This window comes from Candidatus Litorirhabdus singularis, assembly GCF_026262625.1.
Lineage (GTDB): Bacteria > Pseudomonadota > Gammaproteobacteria > Pseudomonadales > Halieaceae > Litorirhabdus > Litorirhabdus singularis.
This window is the reverse complement of sequence record NZ_SHNN01000007.1, coordinates 1-18,448: the sequence shown is the minus strand read 5'-3', so window position 1 is coordinate 18,448 and position 18,448 is coordinate 1. Positions and strand designations below refer to the sequence as shown.

Genomic DNA, 18,448 nt, shown 5'->3' with positions numbered 1-18,448 from the left:
GTAACCGCTGACTCAGCTGAAAAATTCGCCAATCAGTTCGTCGTGCTCAACCGCGCTCAGACGCGGACCAAAGCGGCTGACCACACGTGCAGCTGCGAGGCTGGCAAAATTTCCCGCCACACGGTGATCGTGACCTGCTCCCAGCGCATACAGGAAGGCACCGGCAAACATGTCGCCAGCGCCGTTACTGTCAACCGCGGTAACGCTATGCCCGGCAATTTCAAAGGAGGCTTCGCCATCGTGGATGAGTGCGCCGCGAGCGCCTAGCGTGATAACGAAACTGTCGGCTACCTGCTTGAGTGCTTCCGCCGTAGCTTCCAGGTCATCGCTGCCGGCCCAGGTCATGGCTTCCTGTTCATTGCAGAACAGCAGGTGCAATTTCTGTTCCCCGAGCATCTCTTGCATGCCATCGCGGAAAAACTCGACCATGCCCGGGTCTGAGAAACTCAGCACGGTTTTGACACCGGCAGTTTCAGCGATGTTGCGGGCTTCTACTGCGGCCGCGCGGGCCGTATCAGAGGTGACCAGGTAGCCTTCCAGATACAGGTATTCAGAATCACGTATCGCATCCGCATTCAGTTCACTGGTGGCCATAGTGCCACTGATGCCCAGAAATGAGTTCATGCTGCGCTCTGCATCCGGTGAAATCAGCACCAGACAGCGACCTGTGGTGCCCGTTTCGCGATCATGCTCCCAGTTGTGATCGACGCCTGCCGCCTCCAGGTCTTGCAGGTAAAAATCGCCATTATCGTCGTTGGCGACCTTGCAGGAGTAGAACGCGCTGCCGCCGAAGCGGGTAGTCGCAATGACTGTATTGGCGGCGCTACCACCACTGGCGCGCTTGGCTGCAACCATGTGCCCCTCAAGATGATCGCTGAGCTCCTGTTGCCGCGTCTCATCTACCAGAGTCATTAGCCCTTTTTCGACACCCATGGCGGCCAATTCCTGATCTTCCACCTGAATCTCTGTATCCACCAGTGCATTGCCGACACCATATACCGTATATTTTTTCACTGTCGCGCCTTCTACCGTTGCTTTAAAGGGGCGCTATTATGCGCAAAGCCTGAGTTGACTGCCACTCTCATGTACACTCTGCTGGATGAAAACGCTGCGCCAAATACTGTCCAAATTGCTGCTGGTAGCGCTGGTGTTGGTACTGGGCCTGCTGATTTACCTCGACGCGCTGGTCAGCACCACCTTTGCAGATCGCAAATGGGAGATTCCCGCCCGCGTCTACAGTCGGCCGTTGGAGTTGTTTCCCGGGCTGCGGTTGGCCAAGGAAGAGTTGCACTATGAGCTGAGCCTGCTGGGCTATCGGAAAGTGACGCGCCTGACCCAACCCGGTCAGTGGGTGGAGGGGCGCAACCGCCTGGATTTTTATGGGCGTAGTTTTCGCTTTCCCGATGAAATGGTACCGGCAGCGCGTCTGGAGGTAAGATTTTCCGGCAATAGAGTGACGTCGATCCGCTCTGCTGGCCGCGCCCTGGAATTGGTGCGCCTGGAGCCCGTGCATATCGGCGGTATTTATCCCCGGCACCGCGAAGACCGTTTGCTGTTGCAGTTGGACAAGGTGCCCAAGACTATGGTCGCGGGCCTGCTGGCGATGGAAGATCGTCAGTTTTACAGCCACTGGGGTATCTCAGTCACCGGCATACTGCGCGCTATGCAAGCCAACTATCAGGCCGGCCGGGTAGTGCAGGGTGGTAGCACTATTACCCAGCAGCTAGTGAAAAACTACTACTTAAGCAGTGAGCGGAGCCTGTGGCGGAAATCGCGAGAGGCGCTGATGGCGTTGCTGCTTGAGTTCCACTTTGACAAGTCCGAGATCCTCGAAGGCTATATCAATGAGGTGTTTCTAAGTCAGGACGGCCCGCGTGCGATACACGGCTTCGGGCTTGCCAGCGAATACTTCTTCGATCGTTCGCTGGCGGAGCTGGGTATTCACCAGCAGGCTTTGTTGGTAGGGATGGTCAAAGGCCCTTCGCTCTACAATCCATTGCGTAACCCGGAACGCGCGCTCGCGCGTCGCAATACGGTGCTCGATGTGATGTACCAGCAAGGTATTATCAATGATGTTGAGCAGACGGTGTCAAAGGCAATGCCGTTAGCACTGAGTCAGCGTACCCGGGTGGTGAATAGCTACCCCGCTTACCTGGCGTTGGTGCGGCGTCAGCTGCGACAGGATTACCACGAGCAAGACCTTGGCTCGCTGGGACTCAGCATTTTTACGGGCTTTGACCCGCTGCTGCAGAGGCAGGCAGAGCGCAGTGTGGAGGCGGTGCTGCCGCGATTACCCGGTGGTGAGCAGTTGGAGACTGCCATGGTGGTAACCAGTTTTGATAACGGGGAAGTGAAAGCACTGTTGGGTGGTCGCAAGCCGCGTTATGCCGGCTTTAATCGGGCTTTGGATGCGGTACGCCCGGTAGGCTCGCTGATTAAGCCAGCGGTTTATTTGACCGCGCTGCAGGACCCCGCGAAATATACATTAGCCACCCCGCTTAGTGATGCGCCCGTAACTGTGGCCAGCGCAGTAGGTGACGATTGGCAGCCGCGTAACTTTGACCGGCAGTCCCATGGTGACCCGCTGCTGCACAAGGCGCTGGCGCAGTCCTATAATCAGGCCACCGCTCGCTTGGGTATGCAGGTAGGCATTGAGGAAGTACTGGATACGTTGCGCCGCTTGGGCGTGGAACGGCGACAACCGGCAGTACCGGCGCTGATGCTGGGTGCAGGTGGATTGGCACCGGTAGATATTGCCGCTATGTATCAGACGATTGCGGCGGGCGGCTTTCGACTTCCATTGCATACTATTCGCGATGTAGTAGATGCGCGCGGCACAGTAGTGCAACGTTTCCCGTTGCACTACGAACGTGAGGTTTCCATACAGGCGATTCATCTGCTGCACTACGCGCTGCGTGAGGTTATGGAGGAGGGTACCGGCAAAAGCGTCCGTCGTTCTCTGCCCCGTGACTTTGCCGTGGCGGGTAAAACCGGTACCACCAATGATAACCGCGATTCCTGGTTTGCCGGCTTCAGCGGTGATTTGATGGCGGTATCCTGGGTCGGTAGGGATGACAACGGCGGTACTGGCTTGACTGGCGCTACCGGCGCTCTAAAAATCTGGGCTGATTTTATGAGTACCGCCAGTCGTGTGCCTTTGGCTTATCGTGTGCCCGAGGGAATTGAGCATTACTGGATTGACCCCGCCAGCGGCCAACTGTCTGCCGAAGATTGTGAAGGTGCCCGCTTAATGCCGTTTATTAGCGGCAGTCAGCCACAAAAGCGGGTAAATTGTGCGCAACGCAAAGACAGGGTGATGGAATGGTTTCGCGATTTATTTTGACACTGGGTGTGGCCGCATTGGTGAGCGCCTGCGCAGGGCCTTCAGTGCAGGCTCCCGCGCCGGAGCCAGCTGCCAGCAAAGAGCCCGAGGTCCGCGAGCAGACGCAATCGCAGGGCGGGGCCAGCCAGTCGTTATTGACGGAAGCTCGTCAGGCCAGACTCGATGGCGCTTTTGATAAAGCCGAGGGGCTGTTGCTGCGAGCGCAGCGTATTGACCCGCGCAATGGTGTGGTTTACCTGGAAATGGCGCGCCTGTATGCGACTACGGGTGCTACCGAAGAAGCGCGCAGAATTGCAGAGCGAGGTTTGTTGTATTGCACGGGTAGTACTTGCGAGGAATTACGCGAGGTACTCTAACGGCAGACCACGTCAAAGCCGTCGCTGCCCGGTACAAACGTAACCTGCTGATTGATACAGGCGGGCATCTCGCCACTGGAGTGGCTGACATAAATCACCTGAGTGTCAGAATTGTTGGCAATGTGGTCTATCGCTCGCAATACGGTTCGTCTATGAGGGCCGTCCAGTCCCAGGCAGGGTTCATCAAGAATTAATATCTGTGGCGATTTAACCATGGCGCGGGCCAGCAGGACCATGCGTTGTACGCCGAACGATAAACTGTCGAAAGATTCACGCTCATAAGTTCCGAGGCCCAGCGCCTGCAGCCAGTCGCTGGCGGTCTGGCGCTGTTGATCGCCCCAGTCATCATAAAGTCCAACGGTATCAAAAAAGCCTGATACCACGACCTCCAAAGCTTTCATGCCGCGGGCGAAGTTAAGGTGCAGCTTGGTATCGACCAGGCCGAATTTCTGTTTGATATCCCAGACACTTTCGCCGCTGCCGCGCAGCACGCCGAAGAGGGTAATGTCCTGTCCGTAGGCCTTGTGGTTGTCGCCGGTGACCAGACTGAGCAAGGTGGTTTTGCCGCAACCATTGGGGCCTGAAACACAACAATGCTGACCGTGGGCAAAGGTCCATTCCACATTGTGTAGAACGCGCACTCCGTCATAACTGACATTGACGGAGTGCAGGTCCAGTAGTGGCGCGTCAGGCGCAACGCTATAGGCGCGCTGTGCCGGCGCTGGCAAATTGCCGAGGTCTGCCTGTGGCGGGTTGAGCACAGCCTCGACCGCAGCACTGGCGAGCACCGTTTCGCGTTCGCCGCTGGCAATGATGCTGCCTTCGTTGAGTGCAAGAATATGGCTGACGCCCTTGGGCAGGTCTTCAGCCTGACGACACAGCAACATAACGCGCAGTGGGGAGGCCAGCAGGTCCTCTATCAACGTGCTCATCTCAGCCTGACTCTGAATATCCAATCCATCCAGTGGACTATCCAGAATCAATAAATCGGGGCCGCTGAGTATCGCGCGTAGCAGGAGCGTCTTGCGCATTTCGCCGGTGGAAATAAAGCGTATGCCGCGCTGCAAAATATGTTCAATACGGAGCCGCTGTGCCCATTTACTGAACTCGCCGCTGGCGTGTTCGCCGTTGAGAATAGCTTGCTCTACCGTGGTACCGGGGTCGTGCGCATCGGCGCGCATTTCCGAGTCGTCGAAGCGGTCGTCACGCGCACACAAGGCTTGCTGTTGCTCGAAACAAACGTAGGCGATAGTGTTCAGGTCGGCACTGGTGTGCAGTTCACCACTGGTTATGCGCAACTGCTTGCTGAGTAACTTGGCCAGCGTGGTCTTGCCGCTGCCATTCGGTCCCAGGCAGGCCCACTGCTCACCAGGCAACCATTGCCAGCTGATATCGTGCAGTACCGGTAAAGCGCGATAACTGTAGTTGAGCTTGCTGGCATTGAGGAAAAAAGCTGTCATGAGGGTCGCTATACTTGTGTCTGGTGATGCGCAATGGCTTAATAATCGGCCCAGCGTTGCCTGAGAACTTTGTGACTGCCGTCAATCTCGCCACTATCGAACATAAACTGTCCCGCTACAAGCACCGCAAAAAGCTGGCTCGGCCACTGCTTAAACGGTCTGCGGTGGCAATGATTCTGCGCGAAGATGAATCTGGCTTGCGCATTCTAATGATTAAACGCGCCGAACGCGATGGCGATCCCTGGTCTGGGCATATGGCCTTCCCAGGGGGCCGTATGGAACAGATAGACCGACATGGCTACGATGTTGCCGTGCGTGAAACCGAAGAAGAGATTGGGTTGGCTCTGACCAGTGAAGATCGCTGTATTGGCCGTTTCTCGGAAATAATGACCCATGCGCAATTACGTCGGCGCCCTATGGTGGTCAGCCCCTACGTGTTTCGTCTCGATCGCCACGCCACCTTTGAGCCTAATTATGAGGTGGCTGAGGTGGTTTGGATTCCCATGGATTACCTGCTTGACCTGGGTAATCGTGAGCGCATGGTCTGGAATCGTGGCAAGGTGGAAATTCCGCTGAGTTGTTATATGTACAACGGCTACCGAATCTGGGGGTTGTCGCTGATGATGATCGATGAAATGCTGGCTATGTTAGGCCGCAAACCGGGTTTGGCTGCCAGGGGTGGACGCCGCTAGCGCTGTTGGCGCAGAAAGCTGCGAGTGTCCAGCTGTAGTCGTTGCAGTTCCGGGTCCAGCTCACTGGCTTGTTTGAGCGCGTCAGCATCGATTTCGCCGGCAACGAAGGCGGCCACTAGCTCACTCAGTACGGGTGACATTTTTGGATTGTGTTCCCAGCGGGTGCCGCTGGCTAGATTCCCCGTTACCACCTCACCGTGCAGACTCAGCCAATAGCCGCCGCAACTGGAAAGCGTGTAATCGCCGACTCGGCCATAGCTGATATTGGGGGTGGAAGGGTTGAAACCGCCTGGCACCTGCTCATCAATACGTTGCAGCGCCATAACCCAGCTGCTCTCGAGCGGGAACTGCTCGACTTCAGGCCGGCACAACTCGCCGCTGTTCAGCCAAACCCTGATAGTGGGCTGATAATTGGTGCCACGCCAGGTTTCGGAGTGTTCAATATCGATAGAGTTACCCTGACTGGCAATCACCTGCCCGGTGACGACCAGGTCGGTGTGCTGTTGCACGCGGGTAAAAGGCCCCTGCCAGATGCACTCACACTCGGCCTGAGCTGCAGATGCAGAGCCTAGCAGACAGAGCCATAGCAGGTGGCGCGGTGTCATAGGCTCAGCCTTGCAGAGCCTGCGCCGCGGACTTGGCGAAGTACGTTAGTACCGCGTCGCAGCCGGCACGCTTGAAGGCGATCAGTGATTCCAGCATGACTGGCTCTGCCTCCAGCCAACCGTTGGCGAAAGCCGCCTGGTGCATCGCGTACTCACCGCTGACCTGATAGGCAAAAGTAGGTACCTGCAGCTCGTCTTTAACCCGGCGAATGATGTCGAGGTAGGGCATGCCGGGTTTGATCATGATCATGTCGGCGCCCTCTGCCAGGTCGAGGGCGCACTCATGCAGGGCCTCATCACTGTTGGCAGGGTCCATTTGGTAGCTGAACTTATTGCCACCTTTGATGTTGTCCGAGGATCCTACCGCGTCGCGGAACGGACCATAATAGGCCGAGGCATATTTGGCAGCATAGGACAGAATCAAGGTATTACTGTGATGCTCTGTCTCTAGCGCCTGACGGATGGCGCCGATACGACCGTCCATCATGTCTGAGGGTGCGACAATATCTACGCCGGCGTCTGCGTGGGACAGCGCTTGCCGCACCAGCGCTTCGCTGGTGGTATCGTTCAGCACGTAGCCGGCGTCATCGATAATGCCGTCCTGGCCATGGGTGGTATAGGGATCGAGAGCGACATCGGTGATGATGCTCAGGTCTGGTACGGCGTCTTTCAAGCTGCGAACGGCGCGTTGGACCAGCCCGTCCGGGTGCCAGGCCTGTTCTGCAAGAAGTGATTTGTGTTTGCCATCGATAACCGGGAACAAGGCGATAGCGGGTATGCCAAGATCAACCAGTTGTCGGGCTTCGGCCACGAGCAGGTCGATGCTGAGGCGCTCGATACCGGGCATAGAAGCGACGCTTTCGCGCTGGTCCTTACCGTCCAATACAAACATCGGGTAGATCAGGTCATCAACGCTTAGGTTGTTTTCACGCACCAGACGTCGGCGCTGCTCATCTGCCCGCAGACGCCGTAGGCGGGTAGCGGGAAAGGAGGCTCGCGTTGCGCTGAAACTCATGACTGATCTCCTCAGGATGTGGACAAGGTGGCGAAGGTAGCGCGGGCGGCGCTCAGGGTCTTTTCAATTTCAGCGTCGCCATGGGCCGCGGACATGAATCCGGCTTCGTAGGCTGCTGGTGCCAGGTAAATGCCGCGCTCCAGCATACCGTGGAAGAAGCGATTGAACAGATCTGTGTTACAGGCCATCACCTGCTGGTAGTTAGTAATCTGGGACTCTTCACTGAAGAAACCGCCAAACATGGTGCCAGCGTGATTGGTGGTGAAGGCGATGCCCGCGTCTTGTGCTTCTTTGCGCAGCCCCATTACCAGCTGTTCGGTGCGTGCAAATAGCGGTTCATAAAAGCCTTCTGCGGAGATGACGTCCAGAGTCGCTAACCCTGCGGCCATCGCGATTGGATTGCCCGACAGAGTGCCGGCCTGATAAACCGGTCCCAGTGGCGCAATTTGCTGCATGACTTCAGCGCGACCACCGAAAGCACCTACAGGCATACCGCCGCCTATGACCTTGCCCAGCGTGGTCAGGTCGGGTTGTACGCCGTAGAACCCCTGGGCTCCTTGCAAGCCAAAGCGGAAACCGGTCATGACCTCATCAAATATCAACACGCTGCCATACTCATCGCACACCTCACGCAGTGCCTCTAGAAACCCCGGCGCCGGCGGAATACAGTTCATGTTGCCGGCTACAGGTTCGACAATAATGCAGGCAACCTGTTCCCCAAGCTCGGCGAACGCCGCACGTACACCTTCGCTATCATTGTAGTTAAGGGTGAGAGTGTGGTCTGCCAGTGCGACAGGCACGCCTGGAGAGCTAGGCACACCAAGGGTTAACGCGCCAGAACCAGCCTTGACCAGCAGTGAGTCAGAGTGGCCGTGGTAACAGCCTTCAAATTTGACGATTTTGTCGCGACCGGTGAAACCTCTGGCGAGGCGAATCGCACTCATAGTGGCTTCTGTCCCGGAGTTCACCATACGGATCAGGTCCATGCCGGGCATGATGTCGCAGATGCGCTGTGCCAGTTGGGTCTCAAGTTCGGTGGGGGCACCAAAGCTCAAGCCATGGCTGGCCTGGGCTATCACCGCCTCGCGCACGTGGGGGTGATTGTGGCCCATTAACATTGGACCCCAGGACAAGACATAATCTATGTAGCCCTTGCCGTCATTGTCATAAATATAGGCGCCGTTACTGCGCTCTATAAAAACCGGCGTGCCACCAACGGCTTTGAAGGCCCTGACGGGTGAATTGACACCACCGGGAATATAGCGGTTGGCGGCGGCGAAGAGTTGTTCTGAAGAGGGCATAGTCAGGCTGCTTCTGTTGGTGTGAAAAAGGCGGCAATTATTGCCACTATGGTAGAGAATATCCAGTGTCAACTGGGACAGGTCCGGGACAGTATCAGAAGGGCTTTAGCACCACCAACACTACTATCAGTACCAGAAATAGCACCGGCACCTCGTTGAAGATACGAAAATACACGTGCCCATGATGGTTGCTGTCTTGTTGCATGACAGCCACGTAATGGCCGCAGACAGCGTGGTATACAACCAGCGCAACAACCCCGGCCAATTTCAGCCACATCCATTTTGCTTGCCAGTAATAGTCCAGATTAAATGCCATCAGGACCAAACCCAGAACAATAGCGATTACTGCGATGGGTGTGACAAATCGATATAGTTTGCGCGCCATGATAGCCAATTGTTGCCGCGTCTGAGGGTGCTCGCTGGCTGCGAAATACACCATGATGCGAGGCAGGTAGAAGATACCTGCAAACCAGCAAATGACGGCAATGATATGAAATGCTTTGACCCAGAGCACAGTGCCTCCCTAAAACCTACTCAAATAGAACTGATCTATAGTATCGCGGGTAACCACTCCGCGAATAGACGGCCCCTGTTTAGTCTTGGCGCCCTCTACTAACAGCGCTTCAACTGTGTTGTTGCGTAGCGTGTCCAGCGCCTCCCGCAAGGTCGCTCTGGGACCGAGATTGGCAATACTCCAGCGTCTCAGGTCCAGTTCTGTCAGGTCGACGCCAGCCGCCATATCCGTTTCCAGTAGTGCCTTTCTGAGGTCATCACCTTGAATCAGGTACATTGACTCGCCATCGCGCTGCAGCAAAAACCAGCCGCTGCCCTCGGCGACTTCCTCACTCTGGGCATCCAGAAAGTGCGGCAACACCTGTATATTTCTTTCCATTACCGTCAGCACGTTGGTTTGGTGCAACATTTGGCTGATAGGATCTTCCGGGATCGCTCGCTGCAAATGGATGAGTGCCACCTGGTGTGCGGCGGGCAACTTGAACGCGCTGCTGCGAGTCAACGTGGCAGCAATGATTGCCAGCATCGAAGGGAATGCCACACTTACACTCTGGCTTAGTTCTACCACCGCTAAAATGGCCGCCAGTGGGGCGTTGAGCACGGCAGCCATGGCTGCGCCCATGCCCAGCATGACGTAAATCACAGGATCGCTGGCACCTCCCGGCACCAGCAGGTCACTGACAATGGCCAGCGCTGCGCCCACGCAACCACCAATAACAAGATTGGGTGCAATGAGCCCGATGGGCATACCAGCCCCCACGCTGATTGCTGTGGCGAGCACCTTGGCCATGACAATAGTGACCAGCAGTACTAATGGGATATTACCGGCTACGGCTTGCTCCAGCGTGCCGTAGCCGAAGCCGAGCACCTGCGGCAGCTGGGTGGCGATCAGCCCGGTGATGAAGCCCGCCGCCAGAAATCGCCAGAAGATAGGGATATGGCTAGTGCGTAGAGTGCGCTTCATTACCGTGATAAAAAGCGCGACCACGCAGCCGCAAATAATCCCCAGCAGCAGGATAAAGGGAAGCTCTTGCAGGCTGACGCCCACGGTAGCGGGAAAGGCCATAATGGGCTCTTCAATGCGCACCAGGCGAGTGAATGTGGTGGCACTGATGGCGGCGAGTATCACCGGGGTAAATCCGATGACAGTGTATTCTGCAATAATGACTTCCATGGCAAAGATAACGCCAGCCAACGGCGTATTGAAGGCGCTGGCGATACTGGCGGCCGCACCGCAGGCAATCAGAATACGCTGACTATTATTCGGCAGCGCCAATCGCTGAGCGACAAAACTGTTGATAGCGGCGCCCAGGTGTACGCCAGGCCCTTCGCGGCCGCCTGACTGGCCGCTGCCCAGTGCCACAATGCCGCCAATGAATTGGACGATGGCATTGCGCCAGGGCAGTTGGCCGTAGTGACTGTGCATGCGTGACAGCACGTGGACGATCCCGACCTCGCGGTCGCTTGGTTTCAAAGACTGAAATATCAGGCCTAGTATCGCCGCGCCAGCCAAGGGCAGGCAGAACCGCGCCCACAGAGGCAATTCCATAAAGCTCAGTGCCTGAGTTTGCTGCAGCCAGAAGAAAGAGAAGGCAGTAATGGCATACTCAAACATTAGTACGACAACAGCGGCTACAATACCTGCCGCTATCCCCAACATGCCGTAGGGCAGCAGGGAGCGGTAATCAGCGAGCGAATCGCGAAGTTGGTCTAGCTGCATCAGTGAATTTCCGTCCGGGGCGGCAAAATTACCACCCCTGTGTTTGGCAAAATCTCTATACTATATGGCTTTGTGCGCAGGCTGGCGAGTGCTGGGTGTACGTTTGGAGAAGGTAATGATTAAGGCAGGTATTGTCGGGGGAACGGGTTACACCGGGGTGGAGCTGTTGCGGCTTTTGGCCGCGCACCCTGGCGTAGAGGTCGTGGCTATAACCTCCAGGGCCGAGGCCGGTCGCCGTGTGGACGAGCTGTTTCCAAACCTGCGTGGTGTTTATGACCTCAAGTTTACGGTACCCGACGTGGCCGAGCTGGGTGCCTGTGATGTGGTGTTTTTTGCGACGCCACACAATGTCGCCATGAATACGGTACCTGAGCTACTGCGACTCGGTACTCGGGTCATCGATTTGTCAGCCGACTTCCGTCTGCGTGATGCTGAGTTGTGGTCGCAATGGTATGGCGAGCCGCATGCCTGCCCAGAGGTTATAGAGCAAGCTGTGTACGGTCTGCCCGAAGTGTATCGGGAGCAGATAGCGACAGCGCAGTTGGTTGCCTGTGCCGGCTGCTATCCAACTTCTGTGCAGCTAGGCTTGTTACCGCTACTCCAGGCGGGTGTGGCTGATCCGACGTATCTGGTTGCCAACGCGGCGTCCGGCGTCAGTGGGGCGGGTCGGCAGGGTAAGCTGGACAACATCCTGTCTGAAGCCGCGGACAGTTTTAAAGCCTATGCTGTAGCCGGGCATCGGCATTTGCCGGAAATTGAGCAGGAACTGACCCGCGCGGCGGGCGAGAGCGTGCAGTTGACCTTTGTGCCGCATTTGTTGCCGATCATTCGGGGTATTCACGCCACTCTTTATACCAAAGTGGCAAAGGATGTGGATGTGCAGCAGTTGTTTGAAGACTTTTACCGAGACGAACCTTTCGTTGACGTGCTTCCCGCCGGTCAATTGCCGCAGACTCGCAGTGTGCGCGGTGCCAATGTTTGTCGTCTGGCCGTTGCGAGGCCGCAGGATCGCGATGTGGTGGTGGTAATGAGCGTGATAGATAACCTGGTGAAGGGTGCCTCCGGGCAGGCAATACAGGCATTGAATATCATGTTTGGGCAACCTGAAACAGCCGGCCTGGCAAACGTTGCCCTGCTACCCTGATGCGGCGCTCCGTTGTCGTTCAGCAGCATCCGCATCATCGCTACCGGCTGATATTTTTGACCGCCACTACTGCGGCTGCGCTGTTTATTGGCGGCTATTTTATTGGCGCTTACGGCAGCCTGAATCGGCTACTTACAGACAGCAATGAGCTGCAAACCTTGCGCGAGCGAGTCATGGCCACCGAGTCGGATCTGGAACAGCAACGTCTGTGGCGGGTAATGCGCGAGACGCGTGACGATATTGAGTCGGATGCGCTGGAATTGGTGCGTCAGGATTTGGCCGAGCAGCAGGCATTAGTGCTGGAGTTGGATCGGGCCGTGAAATTCTATAAAGGCCTGATGGCGCCGGACGAACTCGAGTCGGGTTTGAGTGTGCATTCTATCGACTTACGCGCGGGCGCATTGCCCGGGCGATATCAATTTCGAATTTTGGCCCAGCAGAGTGCACGTAAGCACCAGCTGCTGATCGGCACACTGCGGGTCGAGGTTGAAGGTGCGGCAGGCGAGGTTGCGACACAGTTGGAGTTGTCGGATTTGTCCGCCGAGGTCCCCAGCAGAGATATCAAATTGCGCTTTAAATATTTTCAGGCAGTCGAGGGCGAGCTAGAGCTGCCCGAAGGTTTTGTGCCGCGTAAACTGGTAATCTATGCGAAGGCGACGAAGCCCGCGAAAGTCGAGTTCAGCCGCGAGTTCCCGTGGGTTGTAGAGGAGTAGAATCAAATGTTAGGCAGTAAAGATAAATCCGGTTTTGGAAATTCCAGCACGACTACGTTGATTTCCAGCGAGTCTCGCATTGACGGTGACATTACGTTTTCCGGCAACCTCGATGTTGAGGGTATAGTCCGTGGCAATGTCACGGCAGTGCCGGACCGTGATGCGGTAGTCAGAGTGATTGATCAGGGTCGCGTTGAGGGCGAGATTCGAGCGCCATCGGTGATTATTAATGGTGATGTGGTGGGTGATGTTTACTCCAGCCAGCACCTCGAACTGGCCGCCAAAGCACGTGTGCAGGGTAATGTTCACTACACTCAGGTAGAAATGGCGATTGGGGCAGAGGTCAACGGCAGTCTGCGCCATGGCGCGGAAGATGCGGCTGCCGAGAGTGAGGCCGCGGTTCAGGATTCCTATGATTCTGAGTCCACAGCCAGCGATTAACGGTTGACGGCAAAAGTTGACTGTTTTACTCAGGTAATCCATAATTCCCGCTCGTTAATTGGGGAAGTAGCATGTCGGTAGCGGAAACATTCGATCCAACCACAGTTCAGCTGAGCGCTAACGCTGTGCACAAGGTGCAAGCCTTGATTGAGGAGGAAGGTAATACTGACCTCAAGTTGCGGGTATTCGTCACAGGCGGTGGTTGTTCAGGGTTCTCTTACGGATTTACCTTTGACGAACTGGTGGCAGACGACGACACACAGATAGAGCGTGATGGCGTTGTTGTGCTGGTGGACCCCATGAGCTATCAATATTTGGCGGGTTCTGAAGTCGACTATACCGAGGGCCTTGAAGGGTCCAGGTTTTTGGTCTCTAACCCCAATGCTACGACTACTTGCGGTTGTGGCTCTTCTTTTTCTGTCTGATTCACTGATTAGGCGTTGGTTTGCGATTTGCCTGCTGGCGCTGTGTTTTTGCGGGTCTATAGCGCACGCTGAAGGCGATGATGCGCGTCGTTATCTGGCCGAAATAGAACTGCACACTGAAGCTGAGTTGTTCGCCGCACTGCAGCGGTCGCAAGCATTGTTCGATTCTGGCACGCTGGCATTACACTCTGATCAACCGGTGCGTCTGGTGCTGCACGGTCCCGAGGTCTTTGTGCTGCTGTTGCAGAACTATCAGCAACACAAACAAACGGTGGATCTGGCGGCCCAACTTTCAGCGTTCGGCGTGGTCGATGTGAAAGTCTGCGAGACCTGGATGCGCGGTGCCAAAGTTAACGCTGCGGAATTGCCTCCGTTTATCGGTACCGTTCCGTTTGGCCCTGCGGAAGAAAAGCGGTTGCTTGATGAGGAAGGCTATATCTGGTTTTAGGCGCTGCGACCTAAGCGGGAAAAACGCCCCCCAGAACTCTTGGTCCGCTCGCACCAGTAACCCCTGAATTGTTGCCAGGTAAATGTTCCAGGCACTGGAACGCCAGCCAGGCAAACGCGGCAGCCTCTACCCATTGTGGATCTATGCCAAGTGCGCCGGTCGTAGTAACCGTTGCCGTGGGGGAGTGTGCCTGCAGGCGTTGCATCAGGTGCGAGTTCAGCGCGCCGCCTCCACACATGTAGACCTCTTGTACCGTTGCGGGTAAGCACTCGGAGATAGTAAGCGCAGTATATTCGGTCAACGTTGCCTGTACATCGACTGGCGCCAGCTGGTGGCAGGCGGCTACTGAAATCTGTTGGTCCAGCCAGTTCAGGTTGAAATCTTCCTTGCCGGTACTCTTGGGTGGCGGTAGGTGGAGATAGGGGTGTTGCAGTAACTGCTCTAGCAGGCGCGTACTCACCTGGCCCCGCGCCGCCCATGCGCCATTGTTATCGAAAGCCTGACCCTTATGGCGCGCGATCCATGCATCGAGCAAGGTATTACCGGGGCCGGTATCAAAGCCACTCAATTGCGTGTCGAGTAGACTGACATTGCTAAGGCCACCGATATTGACGCAGGCTCGCAATATACCTGGGGCATGAAAAGCAGCGGCATGAAAGGCTGGTGCCAGAGGTGCTCCCTCACCGCCGGCGGCAATATCGCGCCGCCGAAAATCGGCTACGGTGGTGATACCGGTCAGCTCTGCAATGCAATTGGGGTCGCCGATTTGCAGGGTGAAGGCGGGCCCTCCTGCCTGCGCCGATGGTGGTCGATGGCGGATGGTTTGGCCATGACTACCAATGGCGCGTACCTCCTGCTTAAGGATGCCTGTGTGTTCAAGCAGTGCTAGTGCAGCGGCTGCAAACAACTCTCCGAGCTGTCGGTCGAGACGTCCCAGTCGTTCAATTTCGTTGTCGCCGGCATGACTAATGGCGGCTATTTCTGCGCGCAATGACGGGGGGATCGGGTAGTTCAGGTGGCCCTGCAGGCTCATGCCATTGGCGCCAATCTTCAGCACAGCGGCATCTACCGCATCCAGGCTGGTTCCCGACATGAGCCCCAGCAGCAGAGAGTCTTTCATCCCCGTCTAGAGACTGTTGCTGGGCCCTGATTGTCCGCTGTTGCTGGCCAACTGGGTCTGACGAATGGATGCAAGCTGCATAGTGAGGCTGCGAGTCTGGTCTTCAAAGCGAGACATTTCTGCACTCGCCAGACTGACGGCCTTGGGCAGCTTCTTGTGGATGGTGCGCGGATTGCGATGCACCCCATTCATCAAAAATTCGTAGTGCAGGTGTGGCCCGGTGGCAGCGCCGGTGGATCCGACCGTTCCTATGACCTGCTGCTGGGTAACGCGGCTGCCCTTTTTGACGCTGCGCTTATGCAGGTGCAGATACTTGGTGGTATAGGCCTGGCCATGCTGAATGACAATGTAGTTACCATTGGCCTTGGTGTAACCCGCGGCGGTGACTTTGCCATCGCCGGCTGCAAATACGGGAGTGCCGCGCGGAGCCGCGTAATCAGTGCCGCGATGCGGTCGGGTTGTCTTATAGATGGGATGCAAACGCTTCAGGTTAAAGTTGGAGCTGACTCGGGTGAAATCAACCGGCGCTAGCATGAACGCCTTGCGCATGCTGACGCCGTCTTCCGAGAAATAGCCGACCTTGCCATTGGCATCGACGTAACGATAAGCGGTGTAGCGCTTGCCACGGTTAACAAATTCGGCCGCCAGAATTTCCCCGTCGCGCAGCTTCTCGCCTTCAAACCAGAGCTCTTCATAGAGTACGTGGAAATGATCGCCGGTGCGTGGGTCTAGTACAAAGTCGATAACACCGCCGAATATGTTGGCGAGTTCCATAATCGTGTTCTGGGTCATGCCGGCATCGTCGCCGGCCATGAATAATGACGACTTAATGGTTGCGGAAGCAAAGCTGCGATGGCGCTCAGGGGTCTGTGTTATCTGCTCTACGTCATAGCTACCACCCTGACGCCGATAAATGACGCTCTCCAGGCGTGATTTCTGGTACCTGAGTGCTTGCAGTTCGCCTTCCTCAGAGAGCTGAAAGCCAAGGCTTTGGCCGGGAAAGATGCGAGTCAGCGACTTGCCGCCTTCAGCTTTGTTAACAATGTGGTAGACATCGCCATCATCGAGCCCCGCGCGCTGGAAGACGATAGACAGGCTGTCGCCATTGCGAATTTCAAAGTCCTGCCAAGTCTCTATGGGCTCTACAGCTATGGCAGCGGTCGTATCAGGTACCAGAGTCTCCGGCAGGGCGATTTGCAGTGGAATAACCTTGCGCTTGTCGTCTGCCGCTGGCGAGCCTTGCTGGGCTGCGTCAGCGAGCGGTTCTGGGACCACCGCGGGGCTGCTATCGCCCGAGCTCAAGGAAACGATGGCGGAAAGACCGAGGGCCGCCGCAGATGCCAGCACCAGGTGCCGGCGCCGGAAAGCCGGAACCCCGTCGGTTTGTTCTACAGTGCGGCTGGTCGCTCCGCGTTTCTTATTCGCTTTGAACATAGTGTGTTGATATTGCAGCTAATATTTGAAAGTTAGTATAACAACATTTTGTGAACAGAAATATCGACTAATGTCACGGAAACTTGCATTTAATGCGGGTTTCTGTATCGTTCGCGCATCATCAAATCGACCGATTTTTGCCGGATACAGGCCATGGAAAGCAGTGCCCTTATTGAAGACCTTACCGCACGCGAGTTGATATTTCAGCTGGCGGGTGAGGATGCGTTGATTGAGCATTTGGCCTCCGGCTCGCGCACACTCTATTGTGGCTTCGACCCCACCGCCGACAGTCTGCACATCGGTCACCTGGTGCCGCTATTGATGCTGCGGCGCTTCCAGCAGGCGGGCCACAAGCCCATTGCTTTGGTGGGGGGCGCCACCGGCATGATCGGAGACCCCAGCTTCAAAGCTCAAGAGCGTTCTCTCAACACTACCGATGTAATAGCCGACTGGGCGCAGAAGATTCGTGATCAGGTTAGCCAGTTTATCGATTTTGATGCATCTACTAATGCCGCCGAGGTGGTGAATAACCTCGACTGGATGGCGGGCATGGATGCGCTGAGTTTTCTGCGCGACGTGGGTAAGCATTTTTCAGTCAATGCCATGATTCAGAAAGAGTCAGTCAAACAGCGACTTGAGCGCGAGGGCACTGGTATTAGCTTTACCGAGTTCTCCTATATGTTAATGCAGTCCTACGACTTTTCGGAGCTGAACCGGCGCCACGGTTGTACGCTACAAATAGGTGGCTCTGATCAGTGGGGCAATATCACCGGTGGCATCGACCTGACCCGGCGTATGAATGGCGCGCAGGTATTTGGCTTGACGGTGCCCTTGGTCACCAAATCCGATGGTACTAAATTCGGTAAGACAGAATCAGGCACGGTGTGGCTTGATGCCCAGCGAACTTCACCTTATGCCTTCTATCAGTTCTGGATGAATACCGCCGACGCTGACGTCTACAAGTTTCTGCGCTACTTCAGTTTTAGACCGCTCGCAGAGATTGCAGATATCGAGGCCGCCGACGCCAGTCGCGAAGGTCGTCCTGAAGGGCAACGGCTATTGGCGGAAGATGTTACTAGCCTGGTACATGGCGATACCGGCTTGCTCGCTGCCCAGCGCATTACCGAGGCCTTGTTCAGTGGTGATAGTGCAGCCCTGTCTGAGAACGATGTGCTGCAGTTGCGTCTGGACGGTTTACCTTCCTCACAATTGAGCCGCGCTCAATTACAGGAAGGCTCCTTGAGTCAGGTGCTAACTGACAGTGGTTTGGCGGGTTCTGGCAAGCAGGTTAAAGATGCATTAGGGCGTGAGGCTGTCACAGTCAATGGCAGGGCGCTGTGTTGGGAGGACAATATGAATCCCGCTGCCTGTTTTGGTGCCGACGAGGCGCTCTACGGGCGCTTTTATCTAGTGAAGTTAGGTAAAAAGAAGTACCACTTGTACGAAGTCAGCTGAAAGCCGAGTGATAGCTTAATTAGTAGTCAACTTGGTTATTAATTAAGCTATAAATTTCAATTGCTTAGCCTCACCTGCAGGTCTTTTTCGAATCTATTGAAATTAAGTTGAATTGGCTGTTGCCAAGCCCTCGCTTATACGTATAATACGCCTCCTTGGTTCGGGGCAATCCCTGAATCGAACTGCGGTCCCAGCGGCTTGCAGAGTTGTTTAACAAGAAGATAAAGACAGATGTGTGGGCACTTGTGGAGTGTATTTCTCTT

18 protein-coding genes are annotated in these 18,448 nt (G+C 55.9%); 9 read left to right on the top strand and 9 right to left on the bottom strand.

Annotated features, from left to right (window positions below):
• Positions 1-12: 12 nt before the first annotated feature.
• A complete protein-coding gene (locus tag EYC98_RS20980; protein WP_279247372.1) occupies positions 13-1,014 on the bottom strand; it encodes an adenosine kinase in 1,002 nt (333 codons plus the stop codon).
• A gap of 85 nt (positions 1,015-1,099) precedes the next feature.
• Between EYC98_RS20980 and mrcB the strand changes: the two genes are divergently transcribed.
• Together mrcB and EYC98_RS20970 are read left to right on the top strand one after the other, a co-directional pair.
• On the top strand, positions 1,100-3,343 hold the full coding sequence (mrcB, locus tag EYC98_RS20975; protein WP_279247371.1) for a penicillin-binding protein 1B: 2,244 nt from the start codon (positions 1,100-1,102) through the stop codon (positions 3,341-3,343).
• Positions 3,322-3,699 (top strand): tetratricopeptide repeat protein, encoded by a 378-nt coding sequence (locus EYC98_RS20970; RefSeq protein ID WP_279247370.1) that lies wholly within the window; start codon positions 3,322-3,324, stop codon positions 3,697-3,699. The genes mrcB and EYC98_RS20970 overlap by 22 nt, the downstream gene beginning before the upstream one ends.
• Here the strand turns inward: EYC98_RS20970 and EYC98_RS20965 are convergent.
• Positions 3,696-5,159: an ATP-binding cassette domain-containing protein gene (locus tag EYC98_RS20965; RefSeq protein WP_279247369.1), complete on the bottom strand. Its 1,464-nt coding sequence runs from the start codon at positions 5,157-5,159 to the stop codon at positions 3,696-3,698. The genes EYC98_RS20970 and EYC98_RS20965 overlap by 4 nt on opposite strands.
• Before the next feature lie 71 nt (positions 5,160-5,230).
• On the opposite strand from EYC98_RS20965, the gene EYC98_RS20960 reads away from it, so the two are divergent.
• Positions 5,231-5,851, top strand: a complete 621-nt coding sequence (locus EYC98_RS20960; RefSeq protein ID WP_279247368.1) for an NUDIX hydrolase — start codon at positions 5,231-5,233, stop codon at positions 5,849-5,851.
• On the opposite strand, the gene EYC98_RS20955 is transcribed toward EYC98_RS20960, so the two are convergent.
• From EYC98_RS20955 to EYC98_RS20935, 5 genes are all read right to left on the bottom strand, one after another.
• Positions 5,848-6,456, bottom strand: coding sequence for a delta-aminolevulinic acid dehydratase (locus EYC98_RS20955; protein ID WP_279247367.1), 609 nt, complete (start codon positions 6,454-6,456; stop codon positions 5,848-5,850). The genes EYC98_RS20960 and EYC98_RS20955 overlap by 4 nt on opposite strands.
• Before the next feature lie 4 nt (positions 6,457-6,460).
• A complete protein-coding gene (gene hemB, locus EYC98_RS20950) occupies positions 6,461-7,471 on the bottom strand; it encodes a porphobilinogen synthase (protein ID WP_279247366.1) in 1,011 nt (336 codons plus the stop codon).
• An 11-nt stretch (positions 7,472-7,482) separates the two neighbouring features.
• Positions 7,483-8,772: a glutamate-1-semialdehyde 2,1-aminomutase gene (gene hemL / locus EYC98_RS20945; protein WP_279247365.1), complete on the bottom strand. Its 1,290-nt coding sequence runs from the start codon at positions 8,770-8,772 to the stop codon at positions 7,483-7,485.
• 94 nt (positions 8,773-8,866) lie between these two features.
• Entirely contained in the window at positions 8,867-9,286 is a 420-nt protein-coding gene (locus EYC98_RS20940; RefSeq protein WP_279247364.1) for a CopD family protein, read from the bottom strand.
• A gap of 9 nt (positions 9,287-9,295) precedes the next feature.
• The gene (locus EYC98_RS20935) at positions 9,296-11,005 is read right to left on the bottom strand and encodes a chloride channel protein (RefSeq protein WP_279247363.1); all 1,710 of its coding nucleotides are present in this window, start codon (positions 11,003-11,005) and stop codon (positions 9,296-9,298) included.
• 115 nt (positions 11,006-11,120) lie between these two features.
• On the opposite strand from EYC98_RS20935, the gene argC reads away from it, so the two are divergent.
• From argC to EYC98_RS20910, 5 genes are all read left to right on the top strand, one after another.
• Positions 11,121-12,149 (top strand): N-acetyl-gamma-glutamyl-phosphate reductase, encoded by a 1,029-nt coding sequence (argC, locus tag EYC98_RS20930; protein WP_279247362.1) that lies wholly within the window; start codon positions 11,121-11,123, stop codon positions 12,147-12,149.
• Entirely contained in the window at positions 12,149-12,862 is a 714-nt protein-coding gene (locus EYC98_RS20925) for a DUF6776 family protein (protein WP_279247361.1), read from the top strand. Before argC ends, EYC98_RS20925 begins: the two co-directional genes overlap by 1 nt.
• Before the next feature lie 6 nt (positions 12,863-12,868).
• Positions 12,869-13,303, top strand: coding sequence for a bactofilin family protein (locus tag EYC98_RS20920; RefSeq protein ID WP_279247360.1), 435 nt, complete (start codon positions 12,869-12,871; stop codon positions 13,301-13,303).
• A gap of 71 nt (positions 13,304-13,374) precedes the next feature.
• Positions 13,375-13,728 (top strand): iron-sulfur cluster insertion protein ErpA, encoded by a 354-nt coding sequence (erpA, locus tag EYC98_RS20915; protein ID WP_279247359.1) that lies wholly within the window; start codon positions 13,375-13,377, stop codon positions 13,726-13,728.
• On the top strand, positions 13,685-14,176 hold the full coding sequence (locus EYC98_RS20910) for a DsrE family protein (RefSeq protein WP_279247358.1): 492 nt from the start codon (positions 13,685-13,687) through the stop codon (positions 14,174-14,176). Before erpA ends, EYC98_RS20910 begins: the two co-directional genes overlap by 44 nt.
• Before the next feature lie 10 nt (positions 14,177-14,186).
• Here the strand turns inward: EYC98_RS20910 and EYC98_RS20905 are convergent, their stop codons facing one another.
• Positions 14,187-15,296, bottom strand: a complete 1,110-nt coding sequence (locus EYC98_RS20905; RefSeq protein ID WP_279247357.1) for an anhydro-N-acetylmuramic acid kinase — start codon at positions 15,294-15,296, stop codon at positions 14,187-14,189.
• A 6-nt stretch (positions 15,297-15,302) separates the two neighbouring features.
• Positions 15,303-16,730 carry a peptidoglycan DD-metalloendopeptidase family protein gene (locus tag EYC98_RS20900; protein WP_279247356.1) on the bottom strand — a complete coding sequence of 476 codons (1,428 nt, stop codon included), beginning with the start codon at positions 16,728-16,730 and terminating at the stop codon, positions 15,303-15,305.
• 153 nt (positions 16,731-16,883) lie between these two features.
• Between EYC98_RS20900 and tyrS the strand changes: the two genes are divergently transcribed.
• Positions 16,884-18,185 carry a tyrosine--tRNA ligase gene (gene tyrS, locus EYC98_RS20895; RefSeq protein WP_279247355.1) on the top strand — a complete coding sequence of 434 codons (1,302 nt, stop codon included), beginning with the start codon at positions 16,884-16,886 and terminating at the stop codon, positions 18,183-18,185.
• Positions 18,186-18,448: the final 263 nt, after the last annotated feature.